The organism is Blastococcus aurantiacus, assembly GCF_900102425.1.
GTDB classification, from domain to species: Bacteria; Actinomycetota; Actinomycetes; order Mycobacteriales; family Geodermatophilaceae; genus Blastococcus; species Blastococcus aurantiacus.
The window spans coordinates 199,712-218,383 of the sequence record NZ_FNBT01000003.1 but is presented as its reverse complement, the minus strand read 5'-3'; the positions used below and the strand labels follow the sequence as shown (position 1 = coordinate 218,383).

At 72.6% G+C, this 18,672-nt stretch carries 21 protein-coding genes; 18 read left to right on the top strand and 3 right to left on the bottom strand.

Features of this window, described 5'->3' with window-relative positions; translation table 11 throughout:
* Nucleotides 1–9 precede the first annotated feature (9 nt).
* From BLS70_RS07665 to BLS70_RS07595, 15 genes are all read left to right on the top strand, one after another.
* Complete coding sequence (locus BLS70_RS07665; RefSeq protein WP_255362307.1) at nt 10–1,533, top strand: protein kinase domain-containing protein; 1,524 nt, start codon at nt 10–12, stop codon at nt 1,531–1,533.
* A 28-nt stretch (nt 1,534–1,561) separates the two neighbouring features.
* Complete coding sequence (locus tag BLS70_RS07660; RefSeq protein WP_255362306.1) at nt 1,562–2,221, top strand: L-threonylcarbamoyladenylate synthase; 660 nt, start codon at nt 1,562–1,564, stop codon at nt 2,219–2,221.
* A 174-nt stretch (nt 2,222–2,395) separates the two neighbouring features.
* Complete coding sequence (locus tag BLS70_RS07655) at nt 2,396–3,646, top strand: glycosyltransferase family 4 protein (RefSeq protein WP_091765403.1); 1,251 nt, start codon at nt 2,396–2,398, stop codon at nt 3,644–3,646.
* Complete coding sequence (locus BLS70_RS07650; protein ID WP_255362305.1) at nt 3,643–4,143, top strand: Cg1360 family ATP-synthase-associated protein; 501 nt, start codon at nt 3,643–3,645, stop codon at nt 4,141–4,143. The genes BLS70_RS07655 and BLS70_RS07650 overlap by 4 nt, the downstream gene beginning before the upstream one ends.
* A gap of 94 nt (nt 4,144–4,237) precedes the next feature.
* The gene (locus BLS70_RS07645; RefSeq protein ID WP_255362304.1) at nt 4,238–4,498 is read left to right on the top strand and encodes an AtpZ/AtpI family protein; all 261 of its coding nucleotides are present in this window, start codon (nt 4,238–4,240) and stop codon (nt 4,496–4,498) included.
* The gene (gene atpB / locus BLS70_RS07640; RefSeq protein ID WP_091765400.1) at nt 4,495–5,325 is read left to right on the top strand and encodes a F0F1 ATP synthase subunit A; all 831 of its coding nucleotides are present in this window, start codon (nt 4,495–4,497) and stop codon (nt 5,323–5,325) included. Before BLS70_RS07645 ends, atpB begins: the two co-directional genes overlap by 4 nt.
* A 64-nt stretch (nt 5,326–5,389) precedes the next feature.
* Nucleotides 5,390–5,617 carry an ATP synthase F0 subunit C gene (gene atpE / locus BLS70_RS07635; protein WP_164704633.1) on the top strand — a complete coding sequence of 76 codons (228 nt, stop codon included), beginning with the start codon at nt 5,390–5,392 and terminating at the stop codon, nt 5,615–5,617.
* 41 nt (nt 5,618–5,658) lie between these two features.
* On the top strand, nt 5,659–6,225 hold the full coding sequence (locus BLS70_RS07630; RefSeq protein ID WP_091765397.1) for a F0F1 ATP synthase subunit B: 567 nt from the start codon (nt 5,659–5,661) through the stop codon (nt 6,223–6,225).
* Nucleotides 6,225–7,100: a F0F1 ATP synthase subunit delta gene (locus BLS70_RS07625; protein ID WP_091765394.1), complete on the top strand. Its 876-nt coding sequence runs from the start codon at nt 6,225–6,227 to the stop codon at nt 7,098–7,100. The genes BLS70_RS07630 and BLS70_RS07625 overlap by 1 nt, the downstream gene beginning before the upstream one ends.
* Before the next feature lie 56 nt (nt 7,101–7,156).
* On the top strand, nt 7,157–8,794 hold the full coding sequence (atpA, locus tag BLS70_RS07620; protein ID WP_091765390.1) for a F0F1 ATP synthase subunit alpha: 1,638 nt from the start codon (nt 7,157–7,159) through the stop codon (nt 8,792–8,794).
* Nucleotides 8,795–8,797: 3 nt separating this feature from the next.
* A complete protein-coding gene (locus BLS70_RS07615; protein WP_091765387.1) occupies nt 8,798–9,772 on the top strand; it encodes a F0F1 ATP synthase subunit gamma in 975 nt (324 codons plus the stop codon).
* Nucleotides 9,773–9,829: 57 nt separating this feature from the next.
* A complete protein-coding gene (gene atpD / locus BLS70_RS07610) occupies nt 9,830–11,278 on the top strand; it encodes a F0F1 ATP synthase subunit beta (protein ID WP_091765384.1) in 1,449 nt (482 codons plus the stop codon).
* Between the two features lie 112 nt (nt 11,279–11,390).
* Nucleotides 11,391–11,633 (top strand): hypothetical protein, encoded by a 243-nt coding sequence (locus tag BLS70_RS07605; protein ID WP_091765381.1) that lies wholly within the window; start codon nt 11,391–11,393, stop codon nt 11,631–11,633.
* A gap of 120 nt (nt 11,634–11,753) precedes the next feature.
* On the top strand, nt 11,754–12,143 hold the full coding sequence (locus BLS70_RS07600; RefSeq protein ID WP_091765378.1) for a F0F1 ATP synthase subunit epsilon: 390 nt from the start codon (nt 11,754–11,756) through the stop codon (nt 12,141–12,143).
* A 37-nt stretch (nt 12,144–12,180) separates the two neighbouring features.
* A complete protein-coding gene (locus BLS70_RS07595; protein WP_091765375.1) occupies nt 12,181–12,582 on the top strand; it encodes a DUF2550 domain-containing protein in 402 nt (133 codons plus the stop codon).
* A 1-nt stretch (nt 12,583) separates the two neighbouring features.
* Here BLS70_RS07595 and BLS70_RS07590 read toward each other — a convergent pair whose 3' ends face one another.
* Entirely contained in the window at nt 12,584–13,186 is a 603-nt protein-coding gene (locus BLS70_RS07590) for a cob(I)yrinic acid a,c-diamide adenosyltransferase (protein WP_091765372.1), read from the bottom strand.
* A gap of 57 nt (nt 13,187–13,243) precedes the next feature.
* Here BLS70_RS07590 and murA point away from each other — a divergent pair, with 57 nt between their 5' ends.
* Nucleotides 13,244–14,524 (top strand): UDP-N-acetylglucosamine 1-carboxyvinyltransferase, encoded by a 1,281-nt coding sequence (gene murA, locus BLS70_RS07585; RefSeq protein ID WP_091765369.1) that lies wholly within the window; start codon nt 13,244–13,246, stop codon nt 14,522–14,524.
* Nucleotides 14,525–14,532: 8 nt separating this feature from the next.
* Here murA and BLS70_RS07580 read toward each other — a convergent pair whose 3' ends face one another.
* Nucleotides 14,533–14,850 carry a hypothetical protein gene (locus BLS70_RS07580; RefSeq protein ID WP_255362303.1) on the bottom strand — a complete coding sequence of 106 codons (318 nt, stop codon included), beginning with the start codon at nt 14,848–14,850 and terminating at the stop codon, nt 14,533–14,535.
* Between the two features lie 150 nt (nt 14,851–15,000).
* On the opposite strand from BLS70_RS07580, the gene BLS70_RS07575 reads away from it, so the two are divergent.
* Together BLS70_RS07575 and BLS70_RS07570 are read left to right on the top strand one after the other, a co-directional pair.
* Entirely contained in the window at nt 15,001–17,031 is a 2,031-nt protein-coding gene (locus BLS70_RS07575; protein WP_091765366.1) for a protein meaA, read from the top strand.
* 18 nt (nt 17,032–17,049) lie between these two features.
* A complete protein-coding gene (locus BLS70_RS07570) occupies nt 17,050–17,820 on the top strand; it encodes an enoyl-CoA hydratase-related protein (protein WP_091765363.1) in 771 nt (256 codons plus the stop codon).
* Between the two features lie 34 nt (nt 17,821–17,854).
* Here BLS70_RS07570 and BLS70_RS07565 read toward each other — a convergent pair whose 3' ends face one another.
* Nucleotides 17,855–18,607: a YqjF family protein gene (locus BLS70_RS07565; protein WP_091765360.1), complete on the bottom strand. Its 753-nt coding sequence runs from the start codon at nt 18,605–18,607 to the stop codon at nt 17,855–17,857.
* Nucleotides 18,608–18,672: the final 65 nt, after the last annotated feature.

The window sequence follows — 18,672 nt, the reverse complement described above, 5'->3', positions numbered from 1 at the left end:
GGAGGACCCGTGACGGAACCGCAGGGCACCCTCCTCGCCGGCCGCTACCGACTGGGGGCCCTCATCGCCGGCGGCGGCATGGGCCAGGTCTGGCGCGGCCGCGACACGCTGCTCGACCGCCCCGTGGCGGTCAAGGTGCTCCGCGACCAGTTCGCCGCCGATCCCGGCTTCCGGGCCCGCTTCCGCGCGGAGGCCCAGCACGCCGCCACCCTCGTCCACCCGCACATCGCCGCGGTGTTCGACTACGGCGAGGCGCAGGGCGCGCCGGGCACCCCACCGGTGGCCTACCTGGTGATGGAACTGGTGGAGGGCGAGTCGCTGGCCGACGTGCTCCGCCGCGAAGGGCGGCTGGACCTGCCGCGCACCCTGGACGTCCTCCGGCAGGCGGCGGACGGCCTCGGTGCCGCCCACGAGGCAGGCGTCGTGCACCGCGACATCAAGCCGGCCAACCTGCTGGTGCGGCACGACGGCCGGGTGAAGCTCACCGACTTCGGCATCGCCCGCTCGGCGGCCAGCGTCGCGATCACGGCGACGGGCCAGGTGCTCGGCACCGCGCACTACCTCTCCCCCGAGCAGGCGTCCGGGCAGCCCGCGAGCCCGGCCAGCGACGTCTACGCCCTCGGCACCGTCGGCTACGAGTGCCTGGCCGGACGGCGGGCGTTCGAGGGGGAGAGCGCCGTCCAGATCGCGGTCATGCAGATCCGCGACCAGCCCGACCCGCTGCCGGCCGACGTCCCGCCCGCCGTCCGCGCACTGGTGGAGCGGGCGATGGCGAAGGACCCCGCCGCCCGCTACCCGGACGGTGGCGCCCTGCGCGACGCGGTCGACGGCGTCCGCGCCGGGGCGCCGGCCGCGGTCGCCCTGCCACCGACCGCCGTCCTCCCCGCAGCGCCGTCGCCTGCGCCGGCACCGACCGCCGTCCTGCCGGCCGTGCCGGGCGGGGCAGCCGCCCGTCCCCGTCGGCGGAGGTGGCCGCTCGTCGCGCTGCTGGCCGTGCTGCTCCTCGCCGCGGGCGCGGGTGTCCTCGCGCTCACGCGCGGGGACGACCCGACGCCACCGACCGGCCGGACGACGGAGCAGGAGGCGACCGCGACCACGCCCGCCGGCGTGGACGTCGTCGCCGAGGACCTGCTCGGCCGGCCGGTGCAGGAGGTCGAGGGCGTGCTGGTGGGCCGCGGGCTCCGGGTCGAACTGGTCGCCGTGGAGACCGGCGAGGTGGCCGCCGGCCTGGTGACCGCCGTCGACCCGACCGGCACCCTGCCGCCCGACGCGCTGGTCCGGCTGAGCTACGCCGTACCGGTGCCCCAGCCGGCCCCGCCTCCCGCCCCGGTCGACGACGGCGGCAACGGGAACGAAGGCAACGGCAACGGCAACGTCAGTGGCGGCAACGGGAACGAAGGCGGTGGCAACGGGAACGAGGGCAACCAGGGCAACGGCAACGGCAACGGAAACGGCGGCAACGGCGGCCGTGGTGGTGACGAGGACGGCGGCGACGACGGCGGCGGCGACGACGACGGCGGTGGCGACGAGTGAGCCCGGCCGCCACGCGCACTCCGCGCCGGTGACAGACTTCGTCCCCGTGGCCGAGACCTACGACTGCACCGACCCCGAGGCACGCACCGCCGGCCTGGACGCCGCGGCCGCCGCGATCGCCGCCGGCGGGCTGGTCCTGCTGCCCACCGACACCGTCTACGGGGTGGGCGCGGACGCGTTCAACCCCGACGCGGTCACCGCGCTGCTCGCCGCCAAGAACCGTGGCCGTGGCATGCCGGTCCCCGTGCTGATCGGTGAGGCCTCGACGCTGGCCGGCCTGGTGCTGCAGACGCCGCCCGCCGCGACCGCGCTGGCGCAGGCCTTCTGGCCCGGCGGCCTGACCCTGGTGCTCGAGCACGCGCCGTCACTGGCCTGGGACCTCGGGGACGCCGAGGGGACGGTCGCCGTCCGGCTCCCCGACGACGACCTGACCCGGGACCTGCTGCGGCGCACCGGCCCGCTGGCGGTGTCCAGCGCCAACCGCTCGGGCCGGCCGGCCGCCACGACCGCGCAGGAGGCGGCCGCCCAGCTGGGCGAGCACGCCGCCGTGGTGCTCGACGGCGGGCCGCGCACCGACTCCGCGGCCAGCACGATCGTCGACTGCACCAGCCCCGTGCCGCGCGTCCTGCGGGTCGGCGCCGTCCCGGTCGACCGGCTGCGCGACGCCGTCCCGGAACTGACCGACTGACGCCGGGGACGGCACGCGGCGGCGCGACGCGGAGCGCTGCCAGGTCCGAGCGCTACCGTGGGACGACCGCCGCGGCGCCCACAGGTGTCGCGGCCCGACGACGTCCGGGAGGCGGCTGGATGAGCACGCCTGCTCCCGGGACCCGTCCCGAGCCGAACCGCGCCGGCTGAGCCGATGCGCGAGTACGCCGTCGTCCTGCTCACCGCCGCGCTGGTCACCTTCCTGACCACCCCGGTGGTGCGGATGCTCGCCGTCCGCTTCCGCATGATGGCCGCTCCCCGGGAGCGGGACGTGCACTCCATCCCCACGCCCCGCGGGGGAGGCGTGGCCATGTACCTCGGTGTGGTCACGGCGGTGTTCGTCGCCAGCCGGCTGCCGGCGCTGCAGCGCACCTTCGAGGACACCCAGACCTACGCGGTCCTCATCGGCGGCGGGCTCATCTGCGCCCTGGGCGTGCTGGACGACAAGTGGGGCCTGGACGCCCTGACGAAGCTCACCGGGCAGATCGCGGCCGCCGGCCTGATGGGGCTGCTGGGCGTGCAGCTGTCCATCCTGTTCCTGCCGGTGGCCGACATCGGCACCATCTCGCTGGGCCCCGACGTCGGCCTGCCGCTGACCATCCTGCTCACCGTCCTGGTGGTCAACGCCCTGAACTTCATCGACGGACTGGACGGGCTGGCGGCCGGCGTCTCGGCGATCGCGGCCCTGGCCTTCTTCGCGTACAGCTACCACCTGGGCCTGGTCGGCTACGACGACGTGGCGAGCGCGCCGGCGCTGATCACGGCCGTGCTGGCCGGTGCCTGCCTGGGCTTCCTCCCGCACAACTTCAGCCCGGCGCGCATCTTCATGGGCGACTCGGGCTCGATGCTGGTCGGCCTGATGCTCTCGGCCGCGGCGGTCACGGCGACCGGGGGAGTGGACCCGCAGTCCTTCGACTCGGCCGCCACCCTGCTGCCGCTCACCCTGCCGCTGCTGGTGCCGGTGGCGGTGCTCTTCATCCCCTTCATCGACCTCGTCATGGCGGTGGTCCGGCGCACCCGCCAGGGTCGCTCGCCGTTCGCGCCGGACAAGATGCACCTGCACCACCGGCTGCTCTCCATCGGCCACTCGCACCGGCGCGCGGTGCTGGTCATGTACTTCTGGGCGGCGCTGCTCTCCTTCGGTGCGGTCGCCCTGTCGATCACCGGCGGGACGGCGGAACTGCTGGTGGCCATCGCCGTCCTCCTCGTCGTGGGCACGGTCGTCGTCCTCAGCCCGCGGGCCCGCCGCGCCGCCCGCGAGGCGCGGGCGGCCGAGCTCGCGGCGCAGCGGGAACGCAGCCGCGCCGACCACCCCACCGCGCGCGCGGTGCGCAGCCGTGGCAGCGAGGCGCGCGCCGTCCGTGCCGCCGCCCGCACCGCCGAGTCCCGGAAGGCCCTGAGATGACCGCCGCACCGAGAACGCCCGCGTCCAGCGCGCCCTGGGACCTCGCCTTCCTCCGCGTGGGGGCCCTGGTCTCCGCCGCGGTCACCGCCGTCGCCGCGCCCGTCGCCGGGATCCTCGGCGGCTGGGGGAGCGCGGTGGCCGTTCTCGTCGGCGCCGCCACCGTCGTCGCCTTCTTCGTCGTGTCCGGCCTGGTCATCGCCTGGGCCGGCGGCATCGAGGACTCGCTGGCCCTCCCGGCCGCGCTCGGGACCTTCCTGGTCAAGCTGCTGGTGCTCTTCGCGCTGCTGGGCTCGCTGCCGGAGGACGGCTGGCTCGACCGGCTCGTCCTCGCCTGGACCGTCATCGCCGGCGCCCTGCTGTGGAGCGGTGTCCAGATGCGCTGGGTCTGGACCCGGCAGGTCTTCTACGTGTCGCCGCCCGCTGCTCCCGCGGCCACCCGTGCGGGTGGTCCTGACGCCGGTGCCCCAGACCCGGCCCGCCCGGCGTCCAACGGCTGAGATAGTGTCCCGAGTGATGGCCGAGAACAGCCCTGAACCTAGGGAAACTCGACCGCGCACCGCAGATGCCGAACGTCATCCCTCCGGGGCGGACATGGGCTGGGGCATCACCGGGACCATGCTCTCGGGGATGCTCGTGTGGGGCGGGGTCGGCTGGTTGCTCGACCGCTGGCTGGAGACCCGCGTCTTCACCCTGGTGGGCGTGCTGCTCGGTCTGGGTGTGGCCATCTACCTGGTGGTCGTCAAGTACGGGGCCGTCGAACCGCCTGCGGGGGGTCGGCCCACCAGCACGACCCGGGGCGGGCAGCGGAGCCGGCCACCGGAGTACCGCAAGACGCAGAAGGGACGACGGTGACCTCCAGCGCCTCAGCGCTCGCCAGCGTGCTCGCGGCCGAAGGATCCGGCGGGGACGACGGCTTCCAGGCCCCGACCGTCGAGGAGTTCTACCCGGAGCCGATCGCCGAGTTCGATCTCCTCGGGATCGCCTTCGAGATCACCCGCATCACGCTGATCCTGTGGATCGCGACCGCCGTGATGATCGCCCTGATGGTGGCCGCGGTGCGGAAGCCCTCCATCGTGCCGGGCAAGTTGCAGTTCATCGGCGAGAGCGGCTACTCCCTGATCCGCGACGGGATGGCCCGCGACGTCATCGGCCCCAAGGGCCTGCCGTTCGCACCGTTCCTCGCCTCGCTCTTCTTCTTCATCCTGGCGAACAACGCGATGAGCATCATCCCGTTCGCGCAGATCTCGCCGATGTCGAAGTTCGCGTTCCCGCTGGTCCTCGCCGTCATCGTCTGGGTGCTCTACAACTGGGTGGGCATCCGCGAGCAGGGCGCCGGCCGCTACTTCAAGGACGCCGCCATCCCCCCGGGGGTGCCGGTCGGGGCGCTCATCCTCGTGACGCCGATCGAACTGCTGCAGGTCTTCGTGATCCGGCCGTTCACCCTCGCCGTCCGACTCTTCGCCAACATGTTCGCCGGCCACATGCTGCTGGCGGTGTTCGCACTCGGCACGGTCTACCTGCTCAACGTGGGCAACTTCTCCATCATCTTCGCCCCGTTCTCGTTCCTCATGGCCCTGGCCATGACGTTCTTCGAGCTCCTGGTGATCGTGCTCCAGGCCTACGTGTTCACCGTTCTGACGGCCACCTACCTCAACGGCGCCGTCGAACCCGCCCACTGACCGCTCCACCCCGCCAGCCACCCGGGACGACCCCGGGTGACCGACACAGGAGGAAGACCCCCCAATGATCGAGGTTCTCGCAGAGCTCGAGGGCAACATCGGCGCTGTCGGCTACGGCCTCGCCGCCATCGGCCCCGGTATCGGTGTCGGCATCGTGTGGGCCGCCTACATCCAGGCGACCGCCCGTCAGCCCGAGTCGGCCGGCCTCACCCGCACCTACGCCTTCCTCGGTGCCGCCCTCTCCGAGGCGCTGGCGCTCATCGGCCTGGTCGCGCCCTTCATCTACGGCTGAGCCCGCCGGTCCTGTCCAGCTGACTTAGGGACGTGCAGAGCATGAACATCCTCGCTGCGGAGAGCTCGAACCCGCTCCTCCCACCCGTGGGCGAGATCGTCGTCGGCACCATCACGTTCGCGATCCTCTGCTTCGTGATGATCAAGTACGTGGTGCCGCGCTTCGAGCAGGTCTTCGTCGCCCGTCGTGAGGCGATCGAGGGCGGTATCGAGCGCGCCGAGGCCATGCAGGCCGAGGCGAAGGCTTCTCTCGAGCAGTACCGCGCGCAGCTGGCGGAGGCCCGCGGCGAGGCCGCGCAGATCCGCGACGCCGCCCGCGCCGAGGGGCAGCAGATCCTCGAGGAGCTGCGCGCCCAGGCGCAGGAGGAGTCGGCCCGCATCGTCGCCCGTGGCGAGGAGCAGCTGGCGGCTCAGCGGCAGCAGATCGTCCACGAGCTCCGTGGCCAGATCGGCACGCTGGCCGTGGACCTGGCCGGGCGTGTGGTGGGCGAGTCGCTCGCCGACGACGCCCGCCGGAGCGGCATCGTCGACCGCTTCCTCGCGGAGCTCGACGGCATGGCCACCTCCGGTGACGGGCGTGGCGCCACCGTGGCGGAGAGCAACCGCTGATGGAGGCCTCCACCCGCGCAGCCACGGTCGAGGTGCACCAGCGCCTCGAGCAGCTGACGCGCCCCACTTCCGGCCTGCTGGAAAAGGCGCGGGACCGGCTCACCGGCCAGCCCGCGCGGGCCGCCACGGGGCCGGAAATGCTCTCCCTCGCGGACGAGCTGTTCGCGGTGTCGCGGGTGCTGGACAGCCAGCTCGGCCTGCGACGCGCGATGGCCGACCCGGCCGGGAAGCCGGAGGAGCGCGCCGCCCTGGTGCGCCGCCTCTTCGCCTCCCAGCTGTCGTCCACCGCGCTGGACCTCGTCGAGACCATCGCCCGGCAGCGCTGGTCGCGGCCGATCGACCTGGTCGAGGCGACGATCACCGTGGCCACCGAGGCCGCGCTGGACGCCGCTGACGCGAACGGCGAGCTCGACGGCGTCGAGGACGAGCTCTTCCGGTTCGGGCGGATCGTCGCCGGCGATCGGGAGCTCAACCGCGTCCTCAGTGACCGCAAGGCCTCCGTGGAGGGCCGCAAGGCGCTCCTGGACCGGCTGCTGCCCGGTCGGGTGAACCCGGTGACGGAGCTGCTGCTGCGCAACATCCTCACCGGTGCGCACGTCGGTACCGCCGAGATCGCCATCGAGCGGCTCTCCGAGGTGGCCAGCCGCCGCCGCGGGCAGTCGGTCGCCCGGGTGACCACCGCCGTCCCGCTGACGCCGGCTCAGGAGCAGCAGCTGGTCGACGTGCTCGGCCGCCTGTACGGCCGTCAGGTCGGGCTCCAGGTCACGGTCGACCCCGACGTGCTCGGCGGCCTGATCATCCAGGTCGGCGACGAGGTCATCGACGGCAGCATCGCCCACCGGCTGGAAGCCGCCCGACGGCGGCTGGCCGGTTGACCGCCCCCTCCGCACCCCACAACGACACGACCCCCGCAGGGAAGAGGACCAGAGCCATGGCCGAGCTGACGATCTCCGCAGACGAGATCCGCAGTGCCATCCAGAACTACGTCACCGAGTACCGGCCCGACGTCTCCCGCGAGGAGGTCGGGACGGTCACCGAGGCCGGCGACGGCATCGCCCGCGTCGAGGGCCTGCCCTCGGTCATGACCAACGAGCTGCTCGAGTTCGAGAGCGGCGTCCGCGGACTGGCCCTGAACCTCGACGTGCGCGAGGTCGGCGTCGTCGTCCTGGGCGACTTCTCCGGCATCGAGGAGGGCCAGCAGGTCCGCCGCACCGGCGAAGTCCTCTCGGTCCCCGTCGGCGACGGCTACCTCGGTCGCGTCGTCGACCCGCTGGGCAACCCCATCGACGGTGGCGGCCCCATCGCCACCACCGGTCGCCGCGCCCTCGAGCTGCAGGCCCCCACCGTGGTGCAGCGCCAGTCGGTGCACGAGCCGATGCAGACCGGGATCAAGGCCATCGACGCCATGACCCCCGTCGGCCGCGGCCAGCGCCAGCTGATCATCGGTGACCGCCAGACCGGCAAGACCGCGGTGGCGACCGACACGATCATCAACCAGAAGGAAGCCTGGGCCACCGGAGACCCGGCCCAGCAGGTGCGCTGCATCTACGTGGCCGTGGGCCAGAAGGGCTCGACGATCGCGGCCCTCCGCACCGCCCTCGAAGAGGCCGGCGCGATGGAGTACACGACGATCGTCGCGGCTCCGGCGTCCGAGGCCGCGGGCTTCAAGTACATCGCCCCCTACACCGGCTCGGCCATCGGCCAGCACTGGATGTACGAGGGCAAGCACGTCCTCATCGTGTTCGACGACCTGTCGAAGCAGGCCGAGGCCTACCGCGCCGTCTCGCTGCTGCTGCGTCGCCCGCCGGGCCGCGAGGCCTACCCCGGCGACGTCTTCTACTTGCACTCCCGTCTGCTGGAGCGCTGCGCGAAGCTCTCCGACGAGCTGGGTGCCGGCTCGATGACCGGGCTGCCGCTGGTGGAGACCAAGGGCAACGACGTGTCGGCCTACATCCCGACCAACGTCATCTCGATCACCGACGGCCAGATCTTCCTCGAGACGGGTCTGTTCAACTCCGGTGTGCGTCCCGCCATCAACGTCGGCATCTCGGTGTCCCGCGTCGGCGGCTCGGCGCAGGTGAAGGCGATGAAGTCCGTCGCCGGCCGCCTCCGCCTGGACCTCGCGCAGTTCCGCGAGCTGGAGGCCTTCGCCTCCTTCTCGTCCGACCTGGACGCCACGAGCCGGGCCACCCTGGACCGCGGCATGCGCCTGGTCGAGCTGCTCAAGCAGGGCCAGTACTCCCCCTACCCGGTGGAGAAGCAGGTCGTCTCGCTGTGGCTGGGCACGACCGGCAAGCTCGACCGCGTGGCCGTGTCCGACGTGCGGCGCTTCGAGTCCGAGTTCCTCGACTTCGTCGGTCGCGGTGACAACGGGATCTTCGACGCCATCCGCAGCACCAAGAAGCTCGAGGACGACACCGTCTCGAGCCTCGAGCGTGCGGTGGAGACCTTCTACGGGCAGTTCACCACCGGTGAGGGCGAGTCCCTCCAGGTGAACGAGCCCGAGGCCGAGGCCATGGACGCCTCGGAGCGGGGTCAGGAGCGCGTCCAGGTCAAGCGGAGCAGCTGACCCATGGCCGCCTCTCTGCGCGCCCTGCGGCGCCGCATCCGCTCCACGCAGTCGACGAAGAAGATCTTCTCGGCTCAGGAGCTGATCGCCGGTGCCCGCATCGTGCGCGCCCAGGCCCGGGTGGAGGCGTCCAAGCCCTACGCCCGGGAGATCACGCGGGTGCTCTCCGCCCTGGCGTCGTCGGCATCGCTGAACCACCCGCTGCTCACCGAGCGGGAGAACCCCCAGCGCGCGGCCGTCCTGGTCATCACCTCCGACCGCGGGTTCGCCGGCTCGTACAACGTCAACGTGCTGCGCCGCACGGAGGAGCTGCTCTCGCTGCTCCGCCAGGAGGGCAAGCAGCCGGTGCTCTACGTCGTGGGCCGCAAGGGAGAGACCTACTACTCCTTCCGCGACCGCGAGATGGCGGCGACGTTCACCGGCTTCTCCGAGCAGCCCGGCTACGAGGACGCGCAGGAGGTCGGCGCCGCGCTCATCGACGTCTTCACCGCCGGTGAGGACGACGACGAGCAGGGTGGCGCCGGCGACGACGGCATCCTCGGCGTGGACGAGCTGCACATCGTCTACACCGAGTTCCGCTCGCTGCTCGCCCAGGTGCCCGTCGCGAAGCGGATGGCGCCGCTGGAGGTGGAGGAGGTCGAGGAGTTCGACTACGAGCGGGAGGACCGCGAGCGCGGGACTGCCGACGACTCGGGCGTCCCGACCTCCTACGAGTTCGAGCCGTCGGCCGAGGGCCTGCTGGACGCCCTGCTGCCGAAGTACATCACCACCCGGATCTACGCGGCGATGCTCGAGGCAGCGGCCTCGGAGTCGGCGTCGCGGCGTCGGGCGATGAAGTCCGCCTCGGACAACGCCGAGGAGCTGGCGAAGAACCTGTCCCGGCAGGCGAACCAGGCCCGCCAGGCGGAGATCACCCAGGAGATCAGCGAGATCGTCGGCGGCGCCGACGCGCTGGTCTCGGCCAACGCGGGCGACTGACCCGCTCACCACCGTTCCCCCACGAAGCACGAGCCCGAGGGCAGGAGAGCAGTACAGATGACCGTCACCGAGGACCGTCCGACCAGCTCGCAGACGCAGGCCAGCACCGGCCGCGTCGTGCGGGTCACCGGGCCGGTCGTCGACGTCGAGTTCCCGCGCGACGCGATGCCCGACCTGTTCAACGCCCTGAAGGTCGACGTCACGCTCGCCGACCTGAGCAAGACCCTGACCCTCGAGGTCGCCCAGCACCTGGGCGAGAACGTCGTCCGGACCATCTCGATGGCCCCGACCGACGGCCTCGTCCGCGGGTCGGAGGTCACCGACACCGGCAGCGCGATCAGCGTGCCCGTCGGCGACGTCACCACCGGCCACGTCTGGAACGCCCTGGGCGAGTGCCTCGACGAGCCCGGCTACGGCCTGGACGCCCCCCGGTGGACGATCCACCGCCACGCGCCCCGGTTCGACCAGCTCGAGGGCCGCACCGAGATGCTGGAGACCGGCATCAAGGTCATCGACCTGCTCACGCCCTACGTGGCCGGCGGGAAGATCGGTCTGTTCGGTGGTGCCGGCGTCGGCAAGACCGTGCTGATCCAGGAGATGATCCGCCGCGTCGCCCAGGAGTTCGGTGGTGTGTCGGTGTTCGCCGGTGTCGGCGAGCGCACCCGTGAGGGCAACGACCTCATCACGGAGATGACCGAGTCCGGCGTCATCAACTCGACCGCGCTGGTCTTCGGCCAGATGGACGAGCCGCCGGGCACCCGCCTGCGGGTCGCGCTGTCCGCTCTGACGATGGCGGAGTACTTCCGCGACGAGCAGAACCAGGACGTGCTGCTCTTCATCGACAACATCTTCCGGTTCACCCAGGCGGGTTCCGAGGTCTCCACGCTGCTGGGCCGCATGCCCTCGGCCGTGGGTTACCAGCCGACCCTCGCCGACGAGATGGGCGAGCTCCAGGAGCGCATCACCTCGACCCGTGGCCGGTCGATCACCTCGCTGCAGGCGATCTACGTCCCCGCCGACGACATCACCGACCCCGCGCCCCACACCACGTTCGCCCACCTCGACGCGACGACCGTGCTCTCGCGGCCGATCTCGGAGAAGGGCATCTACCCGGCCGTGGACCCGCTGGACTCCACCAGCCGGATCCTCGACCCGCAGTACGTGGGGCAGGAGCACTACGACACCGCGCAGCGGGTCAAGCAGGTGCTGCAGCGCTACCAGGAGCTGCAGGACATCATCGCCATCCTCGGCATCGACGAGCTCGGCGAAGAGGACAAGGTCACCGTCAACCGCGCCCGTCGCGTCGAGCGGTTCCTCTCGCAGAACATGTTCGTCGCCGAGGCCTTCACCGGTCAGCCCGGCTCGTTCGTGCCGCTGTCGGAGACGCTGCAGGCGTTCAAGGCGATCACCGAGGGCGAGTACGACAACGTCCCGGAGCAGGCGTTCTTCATGTGCGGTGGCCTCGAGGACCTCGAGCGCAACGCGGACAAGCTGAAGAAGGCGTAACCACAGCACGGCCCCGACGGCCGGGTCTCCCTCCGGGGAGGCCCGGCCGTCGTCGATCCCGTCACCCGACCGGGTATTTCTTCGGCACGGGTACTCCAGTTCAGGGCCCCCGGTGCCGACCATCAGCGGTGGAGCGCCCGAGTGGCGGGCGCCGGCGCAGGGGTTCGACGTGGATCTGTTCAGCGCAGCGCAGGAGCGAGCGGGGGAGCCCGGCTGGGCCTGGGCGCCCTACGCGCCCGAGGAGCCGGTCGAGCTGGCCCGCTACCGGATCGAGGAGTGGGCGCCCGCGTCCACCGTGCGCCACCCCTGGGTCCGCGTGGGCCGCTTCACGCTGCTGTACCGCCGCGCTGCCTGACAGAAGGACCACCCTTCCCCCACGCCTCGCACGCTCGGCGCGGGCCCCTGAAGGGTGGCCGTTCCAGCTCCTCACCTCGCGGCTAGAGTGAAGGCCCGTCCGGAGATCCCGAGGAGTGTCGTGGCGACCCTGCAGGTCGAGTTGGTGGCCGTCGAGCGCAAGATCTGGTCCGGCGAGGCCACGATGGTCATCGCCCGCACGACCGAGGGCGAACTGGGCGTGCTGCCCGGCCACGCACCGCTGCTGGGCCAGCTGGCCCCCGGTGGCGTCGTCACGATCCGGACCGAGACCGGCGAGGACCTGACGGTCGCCGCCCACGGCGGATTCCTGTCGGTGAGCGAGCGGGGCGTCTCCATCCTCGCCGAGACGGCGGAGATCTCCACCGAGATCGACGTCGAGCGCGCCCGCGAGGCCCTCAGCCGCGCCGAGGCAGCCGGTGACGAGCCCGGCGCGCTGGACGCCGCCCGCCGGGCGCAGTCCCGCCTGCGCGCGGCCGGCGAGACCGTCTGAGGCCCTCGGCCCCTCACGCGCGGCCCCCGGCTCTCCCGTGACCACGATCCTGCTGGTCCTGCTCGGGCTGCTGGTCGTCGTCCTCGTGGTGGTGTTCCTGCTCCGCCGGCGCTTCCTGCTCTCGGGGCTGGGAGCGGTCACCATGTGGCTGCGCACCTCCGACTCCCCGCGCTGGTCCGTGGGCGTCGCCTGGTACGGCGGGGACGCGCTGCTCTGGTACCGGGCGCTGTCGCTGTCGGTGCGTCCGCAGCACCGGCTCTGCCGGTCGAACTTCGCCGTGGAGTCGCAGCGCCGGGCAGGCCGGGACGACCTCGCCCTGCCCGAGGACGTCGTCGTGCTGTCCTGCTCGACCGCCGCCGGGCACCGGGACCTGGCGATGGACCGCTCGACGGTGACCGGCTTCCTCTCCTGGGTGGAGTCGGCCCCGCCCGGGCAGTGACCTAGTCGGCGTCGTGGCGGCTCGCGCCGCCCGGCTGCCACAGGATGTCGCCGCCGGGGTTGGCGACGCGGGACAGGATGAACAGCAGGTCCGAGAGCCGGTTCAGGTAGCGGGCGGTCTCGGCGTTGGTGACGCCGGTCCGCCCCGCCGCCTCGTCGGCCTCGAGCAGCGCCCACACGCTGCGCTCCGCCCGCCGGGCCACGACCCGGGCCTGGTGCAGCAGGGCGGCCAGCGGGGTGCCGCCGGGCAGGATGAAGCTGTCGAGCTTGGGCAGCGTCCCGTTGTACTCGTCGCAGGCGGCCTCGAGGCGCTCGGTGTAGGCGGCCGTGACGCGCAGCGGCGGGTACTTCGGGTCCGGCGTGATCGGGGTGCAGAGGTCGGCCCCGACGTCGAACAGGTCGTTCTGGATGCCGCGCAGCAGGTCGGCCAGAGCCGGCTCGGGCGAGCCGAGGGCCAGCGCCGTCCCGAGCACGCTGTTGGTCTCGTCGACGTCGGCGTAGGCGACCAGCCGGGGGTCGGTCTTCGACACCCGGCTCATGTCGCCCAGGTGCGTCTGGCCGGCGTCGCCGGTCTTGGTGTAGATGCGGGTGAGCCGGACGGTCATGCCCGCAGCCTAAGGCGTCGTACGGAGAGTCCCCGGCCGCCGCCGTAGGGTGGTCGGGTGGAGTGCTTCGAGGTGTCCGGTGGAGCGTCCCTGTCCGGACGGGTACGGGTCACCGGGGCGAAGAACAGCGCGCTCAAGCTCATGGCGGCCGCACTGCTGGCGCCGGGGCGCACCACCATCGACGAGGTACCCGACATCCTCGACGTGTCGATCATGAGCGAGGTGCTGCGCCGGCTGGGCTGCGGGGTCACCTACACCCCGACCCCGGGCAGCGGGGGCGGCGGACGCGTCGTCGTCGACGTGCCCGAGCAGCCGTCGACGGAGACCGACTACGACCTGGTCCGCAAGATGCGCGCCTCGATCAACGTGCTCGGCCCGCTGGTCGCCCGGTGCGGCAGCGCCCGGGTCGCCCTGCCCGGCGGCGACGCGATCGGGTCGCGCGGGCTGGACATGCACATCGCGGGCCTGGAGCGGCTCGGCGCGACCATCGTCAGCGAGCACGGCTTCCTCGTGGCCACCGCGCCGCGGCTGACCGGCACTTCGATCTGGCTGGACTTCCCGTCGGTCGGCGCCACGGAGAACCTCGTCACCGCGGCGGTGCTCGCGCGGGGAACCACGGTCATCGACAACGCCGCCCGCGAGCCGGAGATCCTCGACCTCTGCTCGATGCTCGTCGCCATGGGCGCCCGGATCGACGGCGCCGGCACCTCGACCATCACCGTCGAGGGCGTCGACTCGCTGTCGCCCGTGGAGTACACGACCGTGCCCGACCGCATCGTGGCCGGCACGTGGGCGATCGGCGCCGTGATGACGCGCGGCGACGTCGTCATCGAGGGTGCGGTCGCCGCGCACCTCAGGGTGGCGCTGGACAAGCTCGTCGACGCCGGAGCGACCGTCGAGGTGCTCCCGGAAGGACTCCGGGTGGCGATGGCCGACCGGCCGCGCTGCATCGACGTCGTCACCCTGCCGTTCCCCGGCTTCCCGACCGACCTCCAGCCCATGGCCGTCGCGCTGGCCGCGGTCTCGACGGGCACGGCGCTGATCACGGAGAACGTCTACGACGGCCGGTTCATGTTCGTGAACGAGCTGGTGCGCCTCGGCGCCGACATCCGCATCGACGGCCACCACGCCGTCGTCCGCGGGCGCGAGCGGCTGTCCAGCGCGCCTGTCGTGGCCACCGACATCCGCGCGGGTGCGGGTCTGGTGCTGGCCGGGCTGGTGTCCGACGGCGTCACCGAGGTGCAGGACGCCCACCACGTCGACCGCGGCTATCCCCACTTCGTCGAGCAGCTGCGCTCCCTGGGTGCGCAGGTGAAGCGGACGCAGCGCCCGGGCTGAGACCCGGCCTAGCCGGGGAAGGACGCCGCCAGGGCGCGGGCACGATCCGCGTCGTCGGGGAAGACGAGCACGTCGGTGCGGTGCTGGGCGGGGGTGCGCTGCGTGGACCGGATGCCGGCGTCGGACAGGACGGCCCGCAGCGCGCGGGCGGTCTCCGGCGCCGAGACGGTGGCGACGCGGACCAGCAGCCCGGCGTCGGCGGGTTCCGGGGCGCGGGGCGACCGGCCGTAGCCCGACCCGAAGGCCCAGCGCATCACCAGCGCCAGGCCGGCCAGGACGACGATGATCACGAGCATCGGCCCCATGGCCCCGCCGCCTTCGGTCACGACGATCCCTTTCTGGCTCCGTCCCGAGGCTCGCCCCGAGCGAGCGAGGGGTGAGGAGGACGGGGTCCTTACGCCGTTCGAGTGTGCCACCGGTCATCGTTGCCCGGGCGGGGCTGCCTGCGCCCCCCGACCGCCCTACACTCCGCCGGTATGCCGTTCCCGTCATCACCGGAGGAGCGTGACCGTCCCTGGGTCATGCGCACCTACGCCGGCCACTCCTCGCCGGCCGAGTCCAACGCGCTGTACCGGCGCAACCTGGCCAAGGGCCAGACCGGCCTCTCGGTGGCCTTCGACCTGCCGACGCAGACCGGGTACGACCCCGACGACGAGCTCGCCGTCGGTGAGGTCGGCAAGGTAGGCGTCCCGGTCACGCACATCGGTGACATGCGCGCGCTCTTCGACGGCATCCCGCTCGACGAGATGAACACGTCGATGACGATCAACGCCACCGCGATGTGGCTGCTCGCGCTCTACCAGGCCGTCGCCGAGGAGCACGGGCACGACGTCAGCAAGCTGGCGGGCACGACGCAGAACGACATCATCAAGGAGTACCTGTCGCGGGGGACCTACGTCTTCCCGCCGGCTCCCTCGATGCGGCTGATCACCGACATGGTCGCCTACACGGTGACGACCATGCCGAAGTGGAACCCGATCAACATCTGCAGCTACCACCTGCAGGAGGCCGGGGCGACGCCGGAGCAGGAGATCGCCTACGCGATCAGCACCGCCATCGCGGTCCTCGACTCGGTGCGTGACTCGGGACAGGTGCCGCAGGAGAAGTTCGGCGAGGTCGTCGCCCGCATCTCCTTCTTCGTGAACGCGGGTGTCCGCTTCGTCGAGGAGATGTGCAAGATGCGCGCCTTCACGCAGCTCTGGGACGAGCTGACGAGGGAGCGCTACGGCGTGGAGGACGCCAAGCAGCGCCGCTTCCGCTACGGCGTGCAGGTCAACTCCCTCGGCCTCACCGAGGCCCAGCCGGAGAACAACGTCCAGCGCATCGTCCTGGAGATGCTCGCCGTCACCCTCTCCCGGGACGCCCGCGCCCGCGCGGTGCAGCTGCCGGCCTGGAACGAGGCGCTGGGCCTTCCCCGGCCGTGGGACCAGCAGTGGTCGCTGCGGCTGCAGCAGGTGCTGGCCTACGAGACCGACCTGCTCGAGTACGAGGACCTCTTCACCGGCTCGGTCGTCGTGGAGAAGAAGGTCGCCGAACTGGTCGAGGGCGCCAAGGCCGAGATGGCCCGCGTCGAGGAGCTGGGCGGCGCCGTCGCGGCGGTCGAGTCCGGCTACATGAAGAGCGCCATGGTCGGTTCGCTGGCCGAGCGTCGGCGGCGGATCGAGAGCGGTGAGGACGTCGTCGTCGGCGTCAACAAGTTCGAGACCACCGAGCCCAACCCGCTCACCGCCGACCTGGACGCCGCGATCATGGTCGTGGACCAGGCCGTGGAGGCCTCCGCTCAGGAGGCCGTCCGGAAGTGGCGGGCCGAGCGCGACCAGGCCGCGGCCGACAAGGCGCTCGACGCCCTGCGCGCGGCAGCCGCCACCGACGTCAACCTGATGGCCGCCACCCTCGACTGCGCCCGCGCCGGCGTCACGACGGGGGAGTGGGCCGGCGTGTTGCGCGAGGTGTTCGGCGAGTACCGGGCGCCGACGGGCGTGGCCTCCGCCAGCGCCGGTGGTGAGGCCGACGACACCCTGATCGACATCCGCCGGCGCGTGCAGGAGACCGGCGACGAGCTCGGCGGCCGGCTGCGCTTCCTGGTCGGCAAGCCGGGCCTGGACGGGCACTCCAACGGTGCCGAGCAGATCGCCGTCCGCGCCCGGGACGCCGGCTTCGAGGTCATCTACCAGGGGATCCGGCTCACCCCGGCGCAGATCGTGTCCGCCGCGGTCGAGGAGGACGTGCACGTCGTCGGCCTGTCGGTGCTCTCCGGTTCGCACCTGCAGGTGGTGCCGGCGGTGCTGCGCGGCCTCAAGGAGGCCGGCCTGGACGACGTCCCGGTCGTGGTGGGCGGGATCATCCCCGACAGCGACGCCCGGCGGCTGCGCGAGCAGGGCGTCGCGCGCGTCTTCACGCCCAAGGACTTCGGGCTGACCGAGATCATGGGCTCGGTCGTCGACGTCATCCGCGAGGCGAATGAACTCCCCACCCACCCCACCGAGAAGGTGCCGGCACCGGCCTGATCGGTCTAGCGTCGGAGGATGGCTGACGGCGCACCCCGGGTAGAGCGCGACGGCGACGTCGTCCGCATCACGATGGTGCGGGCGGCGCGCCGGAACGCCCTCTCCCGCGAGCACCTGACCCAGCTGCTCGCGGCGGTCACGGAGGCCGGAGGCACCGACGCCACCGGCATCGTCCTCGCCGCCGAGGGGCCGGTGTTCAGCGCCGGGCACGACTTCGCCGACGTCGCCGGGAAGCCGCTGACCGAGGTCCGCAGCCTGCTCCGGCTGTGCACCGACCTGATGTCGGCGATCCAGGACGTGCCGCAGGTGGTCGTCGCCCGCGTGCACGCGCTCGCCACGGCCGCCGGCTGCCAGCTCGTCGCGTCCTGCGACCTGGCGGTCGCGGCCGAGTCGGCCGGCTTCGCCGCCCCCGGCGGCAAGGGCGGCTGGTTCTGCCACACCCCGATGGTCGCGATCGCCCGCAACGTCGGCCGGAAGCGGGCGATGGAGCTGGCCCTGACCGGTGACGTCATAGACGCCCGGACCGCCCTGGACTGGGGCCTGGTGAACCGGGTGGTCCCCGATGCCGAGCTCGACGCCGCCGTCCACGATCTTCTCTCGCGCGCGACCCGCGGCTCCCGCGCCAGCAAGGCCTGGGGCAAGCAGACGATGTACGCCCAGCTGGACCGTCCGCAGGGGGACGCCTACGCCACGGCGATCGAGGTCATGGCCGCGGCCAGCCAGCTCGACGGTGCCCGCGAGGGGATGTCCGCGTTCCTGGAGAAGCGCCCGCCGGTCTGGACCGACTGAAAACGGACCCCCGTGCCCCCCGCCGCTCGCACGCTCACGCGGGACCCTGCACGGGGGCCAGCACGCGCGGTCCGAAGCGGACGTCGACGCCCGGGGAGAACAGCACGCTGTCCGGGTGTCCGTCCACGGCCAGCCCGGCGGCGGTGGTCAGGCCCTCGTCGAGCTCGAGGACCGAGGCGGCGTGCAGCGGCCACTCCGGGTGCTCGTTCGGCCAGTAGGCGGTGCGGCCCCGCCGATCGGTCTGGTGCAGACCCCAGCGGCCGGTGAGGAAGCGGGCCAGCGGCGGCGGGTCGGCCAGGCGGTCGCCGACCCGCAGGACGACGTCGCCGCGGGTGCCCCGCGGTTCCGGCCACCGCCGGCTGGACGTGTAGGTGACGACGTCGCCGACACGCGTGCAGCGCATCCGCGCGAAGAGGTACGGCAGCCCGGCGACCCAGCGGGCGGCGAGCACGGGGAGCAGCCGCTCGGCGTCCAGCGAGGCGAAGACGACCCCGCGGCGCCCCTGCTCGTCCACCGAGTACAGGCGCACGTTGGTCTCCAGGAACGAGCCGACCCACGGCAGCGCGGGGGTGCCGAGCAGCCCGATCCGGCGCATCCGGAAGGGGACGAGGCCCACGTAGGTGGCGCCGTCGTGCTCGTCGGGCCGGGTGCCCGGCGGGAGGAGCGGGGCCACCCGGGCGCGATCGACGGCCCAGTGCAGGAAGGCGACGTCCCGCCAGCCCTGCGTGAACAGCACCCTCCCGGCCGGGCGCGGTGCGGTCGGGGTCACCGGCTCGGCGTCGGTCATCGCACCAGCCTCCCAGGTGAATCGACTCACAGGCGGGATGGCCCCTGGCTGATCGGGCCTTGATC